Below are 14273 nucleotides of genomic sequence, written 5' to 3' on the forward strand. Positions count from 1 at the left end.
AGCGTAGCGGGTTAGCTTGCATTCAGCCAGTCCACTGGCGTGACACATCGGCGCTTGGCACGCCGGTGGCGACTAAAGTTATGTGTATGGGTCAGTTCACGCACGCAGCAGCTTCCGACGACGAGGGCCTCTCCGCATCCGCATCTCTCACCGGTTCGCTCAGCGCCGATGAATTCAAGGCAGTGTTTCGCGGACACCCGGGAGGTGTAGCCGTCATCACAGCCGACGCAGGCAATGGACCTGTCGCGCTGACGGCAACATCAGTTTCATCGGTCAGCGCCGAACCGCCGCTTTTGATCTTCTCAATTTCGTCACAGTCGTCAGCCGCACCCACGATTTCGGCTGCCGGAACCATCGTGGTGCACCTTCTCGACTCAGCCGATGTCGATGTCGCGCGTCTTGCTGCGACCAGTGGCGTCGATCGCTTCGCCGACACTACAGCGTGGTCACGCCTCACCTCAGGTGAGCCGGTGTACCACGGTGTGCGCGCTTGGGTTCGCTGCAGTGTCATCGATCGGATGGACGCCGGCGGCTCCACAGTCATTGCAGCTCACGCGCTCCAGGCGAGCATCGATCGCGATGTCGAGCCCGGCGCTCACGGTGATGCACTGGTTTACCACAATCGCACGTGGCATCGACTGGGCGACCACTCGCGCCTCACCTGAGTCGCGTTAAGCAAGCGCCGCTGAAAGGGTGCTCGCGCGATCTTCCGGCGGCTCGGGGATGACCTGCTCCAGGCTCACGGAGAGACCTCCGGAAGAGTTCGCAGACACCGCCAGCTCTTGCAAAAATGCCGAACTCAGCTTTTCAGCCTCAGCACCTTCGAAAACGAATCGCAGCGGGATCGAAGGCTGAATCCAAAGTGTGCTTCTGCCACCCGGCGAGGAATCCGAGTGCCGCCAAGAAAGAGTGAAGCTCTCTCCGCGACGAAGTTTTGTCGCGGCGACAACCTTGAGGTGCGCAAGAAGTCGGTCGGGAAAGTGAATGGGAGCCTCAGTGCTGCCGTAGTACAACGAACCCATCAAGGCTCCGATCTGTAGTTCAAACTAGCTTCTAGCTTAGCTAGTTATTAACCAGATCGAGTCTCGATACCTGGAACACGAAAAAGTGGGGTTTTCAACCCCTAGGACTGATGTCGCAATGGTCGTTAGCGTTATCGAATGCTGTACCTACTCGAGGGTGGACCCAGAGCAAAACAGCTCGTCGATGATTTACCGGTCAATTATCACGTCAACGCCCCGAACGAGACGCCAGAATGCGTCGAAGTTCTCGAAGGACTTGTCGCAGATGTTGCGCACTGGCGACCGGCATCCGATCGGCCATAGCGTCACGAACTTAGTTAACCCTCGCTCGCGTGTAGTCTCATTTCGTGGGAAAACTGATTTATACGTCGTCTGGACAGTCATTCGACATCGACGACCGCACACTCGCCCACTTGCGTGTGGTGTTCATGAACAAGCTGCGCCGTACGGAGCCTTTCATGCTCCACATCGCCAGCGGGGATGGCAGCGGATCAAGAAGTCTCTGGATTCACCCCGGCATCGCAATCGTCTTCCATTTCTACGGAAGTCGCCTTCCCGCCATGAATCGCCACTGGATTGACGCGCTCATGCACGAGGCGAGCGGAACGCAAGGGCTCACACTGCTCCCTGAGCCTGACGCCATTGCACAGGGTTCAGCTCGTTAAGTGCACTCCTGATCGACAGCATCGGCAACCTGAGCGAGAAACTGCGAAACCTTCTTCGCCTCGGAATCCGAAAGCTGTCGCACCATTTTGCGAATCTGCGCCGTAAGCGGGTCAATGTCGTCAGGGTCGGCGCCGCGATCAAACGGTACGACGAGTTTGCTGCGTCGATCCGCGGGATTTGGCGCAAAGGCGATCATGCTTCCCGAGTGAAGGCGGTCGAGCATTCCGGTAACGGACGCCGTTGACACCCCGAGATACTCGGCGATCAATGTGGGAGTGACATCTTCGCCTGCATCGGTGCGCTCAAGCACGAATCGCATGGCGGCTCGCGCGTTCTCACTCGGCCCGCAATCGGTCTGGCGCCGACGTGCCAGCCTCGACTCAGACAGTCGTAGGCGCTCTACTGAGCGCGCAGCGGCATCTAGCGCGGTCGTGTCGTCTGTGGTTGTCACATCGCCTCGATTCGGGTTCATCTGAGCTCAGTCAATCCCATTATAGTTAGGCAGCCTGACTACTTGCCCCATTTCGTGCAGGATCTAACTGAGTATTCGAAGCACTCGCGCCAGCGTCGCCTGGTCAGCCCGACTCACCTCGGCGAGCGCCTCCGCCTCCCGGCGCGCGAGCTCGCGCATCGCACCGTCGACGCGCTCGGCGCCTTCGGGGGTAATGGTGACAAGCACTCCCCTGCCATCGCGCGGGCTTGGTCGCCGCACGATGAGGTTTCGACCAGAAAGCTTGTCGAGTCGCGTTGTCATCGCAGCACTTCCAATCATCGTGGCTTCGATCAGCTGCGAAGGGCTGAGCTCTCCTTGCTCGTCGCGGCGAAGCGCCGCCAGAACGTCGAATTCCCACGAACGGAGACCTGCCGAAGCGAATGCTCGTGCCCGCAGCGCCGCAAGTCGGTGAGATGCACGACGAAGACGCGACATCACGTCCAAAGGCGTGAGATCAACGTCAGGGAGCAGACGCGACCACACGTCGATGAGTAGATCAACGTCATCATCACGATGCCCTGGGCTCTCCGTCATAGATGCGACGGTACCCCTTAACCGACGACCCAGCTCGACTGTCGCGCGCGTGACAATCGCGTGAATTGCACTCTGAAGGTCAGAGTGCAATACTGCACTTTATGATCGATAGTGCACCTTCACTTCGGGAGCAGCATATCTCCGCCACCGCACAGCGCCTTCGCGCCACCGCGCGGAAACACACAGCCACGGTTGGTCTCGCCGGGTTCACAATCGAAGAGCTGTGCGAGGAGGTCGGCGTTTCGCGCCGTACGTTCTTCAACTACTTCGCGTCGAAAGAAAACGCCGTCCTCGGGATCTCGTTGCGGAGCGACGTCAGCGACCTCGATGATGCCTACGTCGCGGGTGGTCCCACGGGGAATTTGATCCAAGATCTGGCCGAGTTGCAAGCAGTCCGCTGGGAACGCATGGATATGCACTCGAGTGAACTCGACAGCGTCGCTGCCGCTCTTGATCGCGAACCTGCGCTTCTGTCTTCTTTGCTCGATCTTGTGGCAAAGAGCGATCGGGACGACATCGCGCGCACTGAAGAGCGTGAGAAATTCTTCCCCGGGGACGAGCGGGCCGTCACAGCGGTGCGGCTCGTCGGTTCGCTCATGCGACCCACCGTCGCCGAGTATCTCTCGGGCGCCGACTACGACTTTCGCACTCTCCTGTTTGCACGCCTTGAGATCGCGCGCGAACTCCTCGCTGGCTAAGTACCTTTTCGAATGGATGACATGTCTCACGCAGCACCCGCGCCGATTTTGCTGACACAGCGGCGCATCTGGATAATTTTTAGCGCGCTGATCGCGGGAATGTTTCTCGCGAGCCTCGATCAAACGATTGTGAGCACTGCGCTTCCGACCATCGTTGGCGAACTCGGTGGCGTCGAGCACCAGGTGTGGATCACGACGGCGTACCTCCTCGCAACCACTATCGTGCTGCCGATCTATGGCAAGTTCGGCGACGTGCTCGGCCGGCGCCGGCTTTTCATCACTGCGATCGCGCTCTTCACACTCGCCTCGGTCGGCTGCGCGTTCGCGTCGAGCTTTTGGATGTTTGTCGTTTTCCGTGCACTCCAAGGGCTGGGCGGTGGCGGACTCATGATCCTGTCGCAGGCGATCATCGCGGATATCGTTCCGGCAAACGAACGCGGAAAGTACCTCGGCCCGCTCGGCGGCATCTTCGGCCTATCGGCCGTCGCCGGCCCTCTCCTCGGTGGCTTCTTTGTTGACCACCTCACCTGGCAGTGGGCCTTCTACATCAACATCCCGATCGGCATCGCAGCGCTCATTATCGCTGTCTTCGCGCTGAAGCTGCCGAACAAGAAAGCGACGAAGCCGATCGACATCCTCGGCGTACTCTTCCTGTCGCTCGCCACCACCTGCCTCATCTTCTTCACCGACTTTGGCGGCGATAATGCTCACGGCTGGGACGCGATCGAAACATGGGCATGGGGCGCAGGAATGGTCTTGGCGATCATCGCCTTCATCGCGGCGGAAGCTCGCGCGAAAGACCCCATCATTCCGCTCAGCCTGTTCCGCAACCCAATCTTCATCAACGCCACCGCAATCGGACTCGCGATCGGTATCGCGATGTTTGCGGCCATCGGATTCGTGCCGACCTTCCTCCAAATGTCAACCGGAACGTCAGCCGCAGTGTCCGGTCTCCTCCTGTTGCCGATGATCGTCGGGCTCATGGGAACATCGATCACCTCCGGTCTTCTCATCACCAAAACCGGCCGCTACCGCATCTACCCGATCGCAGGAACGGTCGTCACGGCAATATCTCTCGTCATGATGACGATGTTGACAGCGAGCACACCGATCTGGCTGATCTGCTTCTACCTTTTCCTGCTCGGCGCGGGCCTCGGCCTCATCTTGCAGGTCATCGTACTTGTTGCGCAGAACTCGGTTCCCGCGGCTCAAATCGGCACAGCTACGAGCACCAACAACTACTTCCGTGAGGTAGGAGCAGCGCTCGGCACAGCAGTGTTCGGCACGATTTTTACTACACGCCTCACTGAAAATCTCACTACGGTGTTCACTAACGCGGGCGCAACAGCGTCTCAAGCCGCGGATGCCACATCCACCATCAATCCTCAGGCGCTGAACGACCTGCCCGCGGCCGTCCGCGAGGGCATCGTCACGGCCTACGCCGATGCGCTGGCGCCGGTGTTCTGGTACCTCGTGCCGTTCATCGCTATTGCGTTTGTGCTCTCACTCTTCTTGAAGCAGATCCCGCTCTCGGAGCAAGCGGGCCTCGTCGCCCGCGGCGAAGCAATTGGCGGCGAGGATGCGGAACGCCTCGATGCGGAGCACCGAGCGACGACATCCACTCCCGACCGCGCTTCTACGGGGAAAAACCCGCGGAGTAGCACGTCGTCTCAGTAAGTCAACTCCCTGGCGCGCGACGCGAAATGAGCGCATAGTTCTTCGAAAGGGTTTGGGGAAACCCGCGTGATGAATCGAGGGAGATGAGCACGATGGCAGGCGGCGGAACGATATACGACACCGTACAGAGTGAAAACGCGGCAAGGTCTCGAAATGGCGGTGCCGACCGGTTCGCCCTTCGACGAGTCGACGATGGGCACTGGTCGATCGTTGACCGTAAATCACAAGTAGCAAATGACGTTCTTGCATATATCAGCGAGGTTGCCGACGAAGATTCCGTCACCGTCTCGTGGTGTTCGAGGGTACCGCTTCGCACTCGCTACGCCACGCTCGACGATGTTCTCACCGATCTCGTGGAGTGGTCCGAGCGATCCCCAGGTCACTCCAAGCCCAACCGCATCCCGAGCTACCCACCTCGGCGTTGACATCGCCGCCCGATCCCCGCTACTGCCGAACCCTCTGACATGATGAGCGCATGAAGAGGGAAGTTTCGAGCCGCATTGTCCTGGCGATTACCGCACCCGCCGACCTCGTATTCACAATCGCGGTGTCGGGCCATTCCGCGCCTGTAACCGAATCACTCGTTGCAACTCTCGACGGTCAGATGTTAGCGATCTCGGAGCTAGCCGACCTCCACGAAACGCGCCTGCACCGCGTACTTTCGGGCGTCGGCGAACTCGTCGTAGAGTACAGCGCAACGCTCGACGGTGAGGGTACGGCTGCTGCCGCGAGTGATACCGACCTTCTGACCTACGTACGGCCAAGCCGATACGCGGAGTCTGATGCGCTCGGCCCCACCGCCGCTGCCGAGTTCGCCGGAATTTCTGATCACCGTGAACTCCTCACAGCAGTCTCATCGTGGGTGGGCACGCGCCTCGCCTACGTGTCTGGCTCATCGCTTCCGACCGATGGAGCCGAGCGAACACTTCTCGCACGCAAAGGCGTCTGCCGCGACTACTCCCACCTGTCTGTTGCGCTCCTTCGCGCGCTCGGGGTTCCGGCACGACTCGTCGCGGTGTACGCACCCGGGCTCAGCCCCATGGATTTTCACGCCGTCGCCGAGGCGTGGGTGGGCGGTCAGTGGTGCGTCGTCGATGCGACGACCCTCGCTCCCCGCTCAAGTCTCGTGCGCATTGCGACCGGCCGGGATGCCGCCGACACGGCGTTCCTGAACGTGATATCTGGTCGCGCCGATCTCGTCAGCGTGACGGTGAGCGCCGTCGCAGATTCACTACCGACTGACGATCTGAGCCAGACCGTCAGTATTGCCTGAGCGCAGCACCCATACGTTCGATCGCTTCACGCAAGAGCGGACGCGGAAGCGCAAACACGAACCGAGTGTGCCCAATTGCCGCTTCACCACATGACGCGCCGTCAGTCATCGCGACATGAGCGTTCTCACGGAACCACTCTCCAAGATCGCCCGTGAGCCCGTAGTCGCGAAAATCAATCAAAGCGATGTAGGTACCCTCTGGGAGCGTCACCTTGGCCCGCGGGAGGTGCTCTGCGATGAGCTCCGCGAGGAGCCTGCGGTTGCCGTCGAGATAGTCAACGACGGTGTCGAGCCACTCGCTTCCAGCCGAATACGCCGCCGTATTGGCCAGCACGCCGAGCGTTGAAGTGCCGTGGCCCGCCCAGAAACCGAGTTCTTCCCACACTGCGGCATCCGCGTCGTTCGACAGGATTACCTGAGCGCATTTGAGCCCCGCCAGATTCCACGCCTTCGAGGCCGATGCCGCCGTAATTGTGTGAGCCGCGGCATCCGCTGACACCGACGCGTACGGTACGTGGTGCGCACCGCGGTAGATCAGGGGCGCGTGAATTTCGTCCGAGAAGACGCGGCCACCCTTTTCATGGACGACAGCGGCTGTCGCAAGGAGTTCCTCGCGCGTGAAAACAGTACCGAGGGGGTTGTGGGGATTGCAGAGCACGAGCAGACCGGCTCCGTCATCGAACGCGCGCGCAATACCGTCGAGGTCCATGACCATGCGACCGTCCACGTTGATACTCGGCACTTCGATCACCTCTCGCCCGAGCATCGGGGGCACCAAAAGAAACGGCATGTACGCGGGAGTCGGGACGATCACGGCTGAGCCGGGCTTGGTGAAAGTCTTGATTGCAAGCTCGAACGCTGCGATCACATCGGGCACGTGGTGTACCCGATCAGAAGCAACTTGCCACCCGTATTTGCTCGCGTACCAAGAAGCAGTCGCCGCTGAGAGGTCACTCGCGAGCTTCGTCGGCAGGTAGCCGGTGACGCCGGTGTCAATTGCAGTCTTGAGGGCGGTTGCGATCGGTGGCGCCATCCCGAAATCCATCTCTGCGACGAACGCGCCGATCGAATCGGGGAACATCGTCCACTTCATGCTTCCGTTGGCTCGGAGTTGAGACTCGGTGATGGCGTCAAAATCTGGAGTGGACATGACTCAATTCTCGCGCAGGATGTGTGCGACGCGGGTCGCGGTACTCTCAGATCACCATGGTCGAGAACATTCCCGCTTCCACGCCGAGGCGGCGTGGCCCTTACTCGAAGTCTGATGGGCGCCGCCGCGATATTCTCGCCGCAGCGACGCAGGTTTTCGGGGTGAATGGGTACCGCGCGGGTTCGCTGAAAGAAATTGCTGGGATCGTCGGCATGAATCCGACCTCACTTCTCCATTACTTCCCCACAAAAGATGCACTCTTGCAGGCAGTGCTCGATGAGCGCGACAAAGTTTCCGACGCAGTCGCAAGCGCTGCAGCCGGCGATCCCACTGATCCGGCGGATGTTCCTCGGGCATTTTTGCGGATTGCACAAAACAATCAAGATGTGCCCGGAATCATCGGGCTCTACACACTGCTGGCAGCAGAATCAGCGACCCCCGGGCATCCGACGCGCGAGTACTTCGTTGCTCGCTATCAGCGCGTGAGAGAGCAGTTTCGAGGTGTGTTCGCACGAATGGAAGATGCCGATTTACTCGCTCCGGGAGTCACCGCTGAATACGCTGCGGCATCGACTCTGGGGCTCTGGGACGGAATACAGATGCAGTGGATGATCGACCCGGATTCGATTGACGTCGTGGCTCACCTTCGCCGGCACCTCAGCATGATCACGGTCGTGGAACTCTAACACTGCGCGTCGGTGCCGCTCACTTCGAGTTCAAGAACGACATCAGCGAATCCCTCCGCTGACACTGTGACAGCGGCCTGTCCGACATCGCGCGGTCTGACAATGGCCAGCGCGCGCCCATCGAACGTACGCCAGGTGCGCGCATCGAAACGCTCTGTCGTCGCAGGGTTGGCGCTGCTCATTCCCACAAGAGTCGCCGCGCCCGACACAGTGACCGAAACCTCGCGGTCGGAATCGGTGACGAGCAAGCCGCTGGCGTCTCGTAGTTCAATTGCCACATGCGACAGATCCGAATCATCGTTTCGCAGGAAGTTGCGATCGGCACGGGCGGTGAGCATTGCGGCACCAGCTGTCGCGAGTTTCGTACGACCCACCTCGATCCCGTTTCGGTATGCCAGCGCTGTCAAGACTCCGGGGCGATACACGCTGTCGATGACAGCCATCATCGGCAGGGCCTCGCCAACTCGCGCACGACCAATCTCGGAGCCGTCGAGGAGGAGGGCTACTTCTTCAGCATCGGCGTACACCTCGACAGTGACTGGCTTTCCTTCGTAGCCAGACCACGTCCATGACGACACCGAATCGCTCCAGGCCCACAGCGACGGGCTCACGATCTCCACACCGAAATACTCCGGGCGTCGCACCGCGATGAAGGGCTCAGCCCGGAGGCCGTAGACGATCTCCCGGTAGTACGAGGCTGGGCGGCGCCACCCCGTGATGTCAAGGTCTCCGGACCACGCCGTGAGGTAGGGAAATTCCCGCTCGAGCTGGCCGGAGGCATCCGCATCATCGGCGTACATCCGCGACCCGATGCCGACTTCGCCCAAATAGTCCCACCCGGTCCACGAGAAGTCACCGATCACGTTCTTGTTCTCGAGGATCATCGGCCACAACCGCCCGATCTGCGACGGAAATGATTCGGAGCCGACGATCACGCGATGTGGGAACGCCTCGGCGTCGCCGCTGTAACGCGACTCGGCGTAGTTGAGACCCAACACATCGAGAACCGAGGAGGACTCTTCGATACGAGCCGTCGCCGAGCTGCTCTCGCTGATGGTGCTAAAAACGTTGCCGTCGGCCATCGCCGCGTTTACCCCGCCGAGCTGCTCAACTATCTCTGGCACCTCGTCAATGATTGCCAGCAGTGCATTGACACCGTTCGTAACAGGTCGGGTCGGGTCAAGCGCGCGAACATGCTCGGCCAGTCGGCGAGCCCAGCGGGCACCATGCGGCGTGCCGACCTCGGCGATCTCGTTCCCGATCGAGTACATGATCACGCTCGGGTGATTGCGATCCTTCGCAACCATCGATTCGAGGTCATCGGCCCACCACTGCGGAAACTCCGCGGCATAGTCATACGGCGTCTTGAACTTCGTCCACATGTCGAATGCTTCATCGAGCACCAGCATCCCCACACGGTCACACGCGTCGAGCATCGCCACCGACACTGGGTTGTGGGCGGCACGAATCGCATTGAATCCCGCTGCTTTCAAAAGTTCGACGCGGCGCTCTTCTGCGCGCCCAATCGCCGCCGCGCCCAACGCGCCGTTGTCGTGATGCACACACGCTCCACGCAGCAGAATTTTCTCGCCGTTGATCCGCATCCCTTTTCGCGGATCAACCGTGACAGTGCGGATGCCGAAGCTACTGCGCACCCCGCTTTCGCGCCCTTCGAGCGACACCTCGGCGGCGTACAGAGCGGGGTGGTCCGGTGACCACAACTCGGGGCTCGCCACATAGAACCGTTGCCGGACGACCGATTGCTCACCAGGCGCAAGCGTCACGGGTGTGACATCATGTTCGATCGCAACTTCCCCAGCGTTGAAGATCTCCGTGCGCACGCGCACTGTCTGAGTCGTCATGCCGGCGTTCGCCACCTCGGTGGCAGCGTCGACCACTGCCTGGTCTTCTTCAAGGCGCACTGTCGTGATGCTGATGCCATCGGGAACGACATGCACCGGCTCATCGACGTGCAGCACGACTGGGCGATGCAGACCCGCCCCCGAATACCAGCGCGAGTCTTCACCGGCGCGCACCTCGACACGGAGGCTGTTCCTCTTGCCGAAGGCGAGGAACGGCGTGAGGTCTACGAAGAATCGCGCGTAGCCATCCGCCCGATTTCCCGCAAATTCTTCGTTTACGAAGATTTGCGCGCGACGAAAAGCGCCCTGAAGCTCAAGTCGCACAAGGTGATCTGCCCACTCGAGAGGCACCTCAAACTCTTTGAGATAGGTGTACGCACCGCGTGGATAGTACGCACCAGCGCCGCGACCTGGGGCATCCGCTCGACGCTCTTCATCGCGCAGAGCGTCATGCGGCAAACGAACAGCGCTCATAGCTGCGTCGCCGTCGAAGGCACCAGCGAAAGGTCCAACAGGTTGGCGATAGGCCCAGTCGTCATTGAAGGGAAAAACGGTCATGAAGTGTGGCTCCGGGAGCTACTCGAGAAACAGCAGGTCTCATGACACGATACGCGAAAATCAAACGCGCATTCTATTTTGCCAGGAATGACTGCCAGTTAGCTCAGCCTCTCGAGCACGATCGCCATCCCCCGCCCACCGCCCACGTTGAGCTGGCGCTCGACGTCGATGCCCAATTCCCGCGCCGCTCATCGCTCTCGGTTTTCGCTACTGGGAGTCGGCATACAAACCGAAGGGCCTTGTGCGCTAGGGCAGCCCATGCTCCGCGGCCTGCAGGGGCTCAGGGGGTCGTGACGACGATGACGGTCATGCCCATTCCAGCTGGCGTCGGCATCCCACTCATCTTCAAGCAAATCGAAGACGGCGCTTTTATTTCGCATGTCCGAAAGATGCCATGCCCCCGTCCCACTTCGGCGAAGCGCTTCGGTGTCCACAGTCGCTGAAACCGCTGCACCCCCAGGTGCCCGAGCTTCGCTCGCAGCGGCCCCCTCGCGCGCCAACAATGGCTCCCCGCGCTAGTTGTTGCTTGGGGTTCAGGGCTGGCAGGCGATCCCATCAACTTCGCGATCACGATCGTCAATGCCTGACCCGACGACGCGGGATTTGCCGAAGAAGTAAGCGAGACCATTGCCACTTCCACCGACCAGTCCACGTCGCTCGCGATGGGAACACAACCCTCCGCGCAGTTGGGTTTGGAGTCGAGGGCTGCGTCGCACGCGCGGTTGGCGCCGCGACAATCGCGGAAGAGTTTGACAAGGTTGCAGCGCTCACGCGCGACATGTTCAGTCCACGCGGCGCCGTCCCACCACCGCTGCTGATCGATGTTACCCAGATCGGAAAACCATCCCGCAGCCTGCTGCACCATTGCGACGTACCCCCAAGATACGTAAACGCTCACCGCATCCGTGCAGAAACTGTCGCTCGCACTGGTCCGCTAGCGTTCGTCAAACTCGATAGAAGAGGATGCCGCAAGGAAAACGCTGGTATTCGACTCACTAATTGAGAACTTCGACCAGGGATTTTACTGCGGAGACGGAGGGATTTGAACCCTCGGACCCCTTAAAGGGGTCTCCACCTTAGCAGGGTGGTGCACTCGGCCGGACTATGCGACGTCTCCAGGCATCCGACGTTGAAGCGACGAACGCGCAGACTCAATGCTAACTGATGACGACCACCAATATCGACCGACACCTGTGAGCAGTCTCGCTAACGCACGTTTCCGTTCGAGCAAGTCTCTTCTGCGGCTGTCTGGCCCGCGATCGACGATGGCAGTGCCACCGAAGTCTCCGCCGGCGCCGGTGTTTCTGAGGCATCCGTTGCCGGGTCGCTCGCGTCATCGCTCGGAGTCTCATCCGTCGCACCGTCAGTCGGGTCGACAACGACGACACCGTCGCCCTGGCTCACTTCACCAGTGAGCTCGATCGCCTCGTTTGCATCGAGTGCGGCCCACAGCGCGTCGGCAGCATCGTGGTTCGGTACAACGCGGTTGCTGTTGTCCGGATCAGTGCCCGTTGGGTACTGCACGAAGACGATGTCTTCGAACGGCACGTTCTTTACCGCGAGGGCAATCTGAACAAGGGTAAGCGGGTTCGTCAGGCTCTCGCTGGGGGTGACGTTGTTGACGGCTGTCGTCGCGAGCTTGAACAGCGTCGTTGGATCAGACAGCACGTCTTCGCTCACAAGCTTTCGAGCGAGACGCGACATGTACTGCTGCTGGTTCGAGATACGGCCGAGGTCCCCACCGTCACCAACGCCGTGCCGGGTGCGCAAGAACTGCAATGCTTCGAGGCCCTGCAAGGTCACGTTGCCCGCCGGTAGATCGAGCCCGGTGTAACGGTCTTGGATGCCGTTGGCGACACAGACTTCGACACCGCCGATGGCGTCAGTGATGTTGATCACTCCGCCGAACGTCACTTTGGCCGCGAACTGAATATCTTGGCCGCTCAGTTCGGAAATCGTGCTCACGACGCACGAAAGACCACCGTACGAGTACGCAGAGTTGATCTGCTGCTTACTCATCGCCGACCACGTATATCCGGTCTCGGGATTGGTGCACGACGGAATCGGCACCATCAAGTCACGCGGAAAAGAAATGACCGTCACCCGACGTGGCTCGTCCGAAATATGCACGAGCAGATTCACGTCGTTGAGTTCAGCCGAGGAATCGGGTCCGTCGCAACGCTCGCCGAAGAGGTAGGCGAACTCTTCTTCGCACGCATCGGTGCCTGCAACGAAAAGATTCACGCCACCTTCGATCGCGCCGATGTCGGGGGGAACTGCATCCTGACCCTCGATCTCGACAGCACTAGCCGTGAAGCTTTGGGTCAAGTCATACGCTGTGTAAGCCGCCACGCCGAGTCCTGCGACGAGAACGGCTGCCATAGCCACGGCGATCACGATGAAGAACTGCGAAACAGGATGCGGTGACTTCAGCTTGCCGTGGCGCGCCACGGTGCTGCGGTCACCAGCGCTCGTCGGAGACTTCGGGCTCACCGGCGGGTCCTCTCACATCGTGCATCGGGCTCACTTCTCCCTCGCACGGAAAGCGGAGGGTGTGGGATTCGAACCCACGGGACATTGCTGCCCACTGGTTTTCAAGACCAGGTCCATCGGCCGCTCGGACAACCCTCCCGATGACACCGCTAGGCGGTATCTATCGAACAGTCGTCTAGTCTAGCCGACAGCACTGCCCCTTATTGTCCCCATGCTGGCTGTGGAGCGCCTGAACGGCGCTCGCAATACGTTCCGTCATGCCGCAAAGATGCCGACGGATGCCGAACAACGCGCCACTTCGTCGTCACTGAGATCGAGGCCAGCGGCCGCCGCGGAGTCCACAATCGACGTCGCACGGCGCGCGCCGGGGATCGGGATGACGTGCTCACCGAGTGCGAGTTCCCATGCCAGCACGACTCGCTGTGCGCTCACACCGTGGTCAGTGGCGACATCCTGGAAAACGCCGAAACGCTCCCCCACGCGTTGTGCACCACCGCCGGTGCCACCCAGCGGGCTCCAGGGCAAGAACGCAATCCCGTGCTTTTCACAGAACCTCAATTCGTCGATGCTGCCGGGATGACTCGGCGAAAACTGGTTCTGCACACTCGCCAGGTTTCCCTCTCCCAGCACTTGCTGTGCGATCTCGATCTCTTCCACACTCGCGTTGGAAATTCCCACAGCGCGAACGAGCCCCTCGTCGAGCAAGGTTTTGAGGTTCGACATCACATCGCCGTACACCATCCAGCGGTCTGGCCGGTGGTACTGATACAGATCGATCGCGTCGACGTTCAGGTTTCGGAGCGACTTCTCGACGGCGCTTCGAAGGTACTCCAACGAACCGTTGCGCCCCCACACCTCACCCTCGCTGCGGGTGATGCCACCCTTCGTGGCGACAGTGATCGCCGAAGCGTCACCAGACCAGGAGCGCAAGGCATCCGCGACGATAAGTTCGTTGTGGCCCATCTGGTCCCAGCTGGGTGCGTAGCAGTCCGCCGTGTCGATGAACGTCACTCCGGCATCGAGCGCCGCGTACACTGTCGCAACAGCGTCGTCGTGCGCCGGGATCTTTTTGTCATTGTTCATCGAGACCGGCATCGCGCCGAGTCCGATCGCCGAAACCTCACGGCCGGCAAGTGTACGAAACTTCATTGTCGTCTCCTT

At 60.5% G+C, this 14273-nt stretch carries 16 protein-coding genes and 2 tRNA genes; 8 read left to right on the top strand and 10 right to left on the bottom strand.

Annotated features, from left to right (window positions below; all coding sequences use genetic code 11):
* Positions 1-86: 86 nt before the first annotated feature.
* Positions 87-665, top strand: a complete 579-nt coding sequence (locus FHS06_RS00670; RefSeq protein ID WP_167044084.1) for a flavin reductase family protein — start codon at positions 87-89, stop codon at positions 663-665.
* 6 nt (positions 666-671) lie between these two features.
* Here FHS06_RS00670 and FHS06_RS00675 read toward each other — a convergent pair whose 3' ends face one another.
* Positions 672-1022 carry a DUF7882 family protein gene (locus FHS06_RS00675; protein ID WP_167044087.1) on the bottom strand — a complete coding sequence of 117 codons (351 nt, stop codon included), beginning with the start codon at positions 1020-1022 and terminating at the stop codon, positions 672-674.
* Between the two features lie 138 nt (positions 1023-1160).
* Here FHS06_RS00675 and FHS06_RS00680 point away from each other — a divergent pair, with 138 nt between their 5' ends.
* Positions 1161-1325, top strand: coding sequence for a hypothetical protein (locus tag FHS06_RS00680; protein WP_167044090.1), 165 nt, complete (start codon positions 1161-1163; stop codon positions 1323-1325).
* A gap of 44 nt (positions 1326-1369) precedes the next feature.
* A complete protein-coding gene (locus FHS06_RS00685; protein ID WP_167044093.1) occupies positions 1370-1687 on the top strand; it encodes a DUF7882 family protein in 318 nt (105 codons plus the stop codon).
* Here the strand turns inward: FHS06_RS00685 and FHS06_RS00690 are convergent.
* Complete coding sequence (locus FHS06_RS00690) at positions 1684-2139, bottom strand: MarR family transcriptional regulator (RefSeq protein WP_167044103.1); 456 nt, start codon at positions 2137-2139, stop codon at positions 1684-1686. The two genes, FHS06_RS00685 and FHS06_RS00690, sit on opposite strands and share 4 nt — an antisense overlap.
* Positions 2140-2223: 84 nt before the next feature.
* On the bottom strand, positions 2224-2715 hold the full coding sequence (locus FHS06_RS00695; RefSeq protein WP_167044105.1) for a MarR family winged helix-turn-helix transcriptional regulator: 492 nt from the start codon (positions 2713-2715) through the stop codon (positions 2224-2226).
* A 101-nt stretch (positions 2716-2816) separates the two neighbouring features.
* Between FHS06_RS00695 and FHS06_RS00700 the strand changes: the two genes are divergently transcribed.
* From FHS06_RS00700 to FHS06_RS00715, 4 genes are all read left to right on the top strand, one after another.
* Positions 2817-3413: a TetR/AcrR family transcriptional regulator gene (locus FHS06_RS00700; protein WP_167044108.1), complete on the top strand. Its 597-nt coding sequence runs from the start codon at positions 2817-2819 to the stop codon at positions 3411-3413.
* A gap of 21 nt (positions 3414-3434) precedes the next feature.
* A complete protein-coding gene (locus FHS06_RS00705; RefSeq protein WP_167044110.1) occupies positions 3435-5090 on the top strand; it encodes an MDR family MFS transporter in 1656 nt (551 codons plus the stop codon).
* Between the two features lie 83 nt (positions 5091-5173).
* Positions 5174-5515, top strand: a complete 342-nt coding sequence (locus tag FHS06_RS00710) for a hypothetical protein (protein WP_167044113.1) — start codon at positions 5174-5176, stop codon at positions 5513-5515.
* A 50-nt stretch (positions 5516-5565) separates the two neighbouring features.
* A complete protein-coding gene (locus FHS06_RS00715; RefSeq protein ID WP_167044115.1) occupies positions 5566-6363 on the top strand; it encodes a transglutaminase-like domain-containing protein in 798 nt (265 codons plus the stop codon).
* On the opposite strand, the gene FHS06_RS00720 is transcribed toward FHS06_RS00715, so the two are convergent.
* Complete coding sequence (locus FHS06_RS00720; RefSeq protein ID WP_167044117.1) at positions 6350-7513, bottom strand: MalY/PatB family protein; 1164 nt, start codon at positions 7511-7513, stop codon at positions 6350-6352. The genes FHS06_RS00715 and FHS06_RS00720 overlap by 14 nt on opposite strands.
* Positions 7514-7569: 56 nt before the next feature.
* On the opposite strand from FHS06_RS00720, the gene FHS06_RS00725 reads away from it, so the two are divergent.
* The gene (locus FHS06_RS00725; protein ID WP_167044120.1) at positions 7570-8199 is read left to right on the top strand and encodes a TetR/AcrR family transcriptional regulator; all 630 of its coding nucleotides are present in this window, start codon (positions 7570-7572) and stop codon (positions 8197-8199) included.
* On the opposite strand, the gene FHS06_RS00730 is transcribed toward FHS06_RS00725, so the two are convergent.
* From FHS06_RS00730 to FHS06_RS00755, 6 genes are all read right to left on the bottom strand, one after another.
* Positions 8196-10619 (bottom strand): glycoside hydrolase family 2 TIM barrel-domain containing protein, encoded by a 2424-nt coding sequence (locus FHS06_RS00730; RefSeq protein ID WP_167044122.1) that lies wholly within the window; start codon positions 10617-10619, stop codon positions 8196-8198. The two genes, FHS06_RS00725 and FHS06_RS00730, sit on opposite strands and share 4 nt — an antisense overlap.
* Before the next feature lie 280 nt (positions 10620-10899).
* Positions 10900-11484, bottom strand: coding sequence for a DUF2510 domain-containing protein (locus tag FHS06_RS13860; protein ID WP_182486464.1), 585 nt, complete (start codon positions 11482-11484; stop codon positions 10900-10902).
* A 162-nt stretch (positions 11485-11646) separates the two neighbouring features.
* A tRNA-Ser gene (locus FHS06_RS00740) sits at positions 11647-11736 on the bottom strand.
* 89 nt (positions 11737-11825) lie between these two features.
* The gene (locus tag FHS06_RS00745) at positions 11826-13112 is read right to left on the bottom strand and encodes an LCP family protein (protein ID WP_310734767.1); all 1287 of its coding nucleotides are present in this window, start codon (positions 13110-13112) and stop codon (positions 11826-11828) included.
* 53 nt (positions 13113-13165) lie between these two features.
* Positions 13166-13250: transfer RNA gene (locus FHS06_RS00750), tRNA-Ser, on the bottom strand.
* 117 nt (positions 13251-13367) lie between these two features.
* Positions 13368-14261: an aldo/keto reductase gene (locus FHS06_RS00755; RefSeq protein ID WP_167044125.1), complete on the bottom strand. Its 894-nt coding sequence runs from the start codon at positions 14259-14261 to the stop codon at positions 13368-13370.
* Positions 14262-14273: the final 12 nt, after the last annotated feature.

It is taken from the genome of Microbacterium halimionae (genome assembly GCF_011761265.1).
Lineage (GTDB): Bacteria > Actinomycetota > Actinomycetes > Actinomycetales > Microbacteriaceae > Microbacterium > Microbacterium halimionae.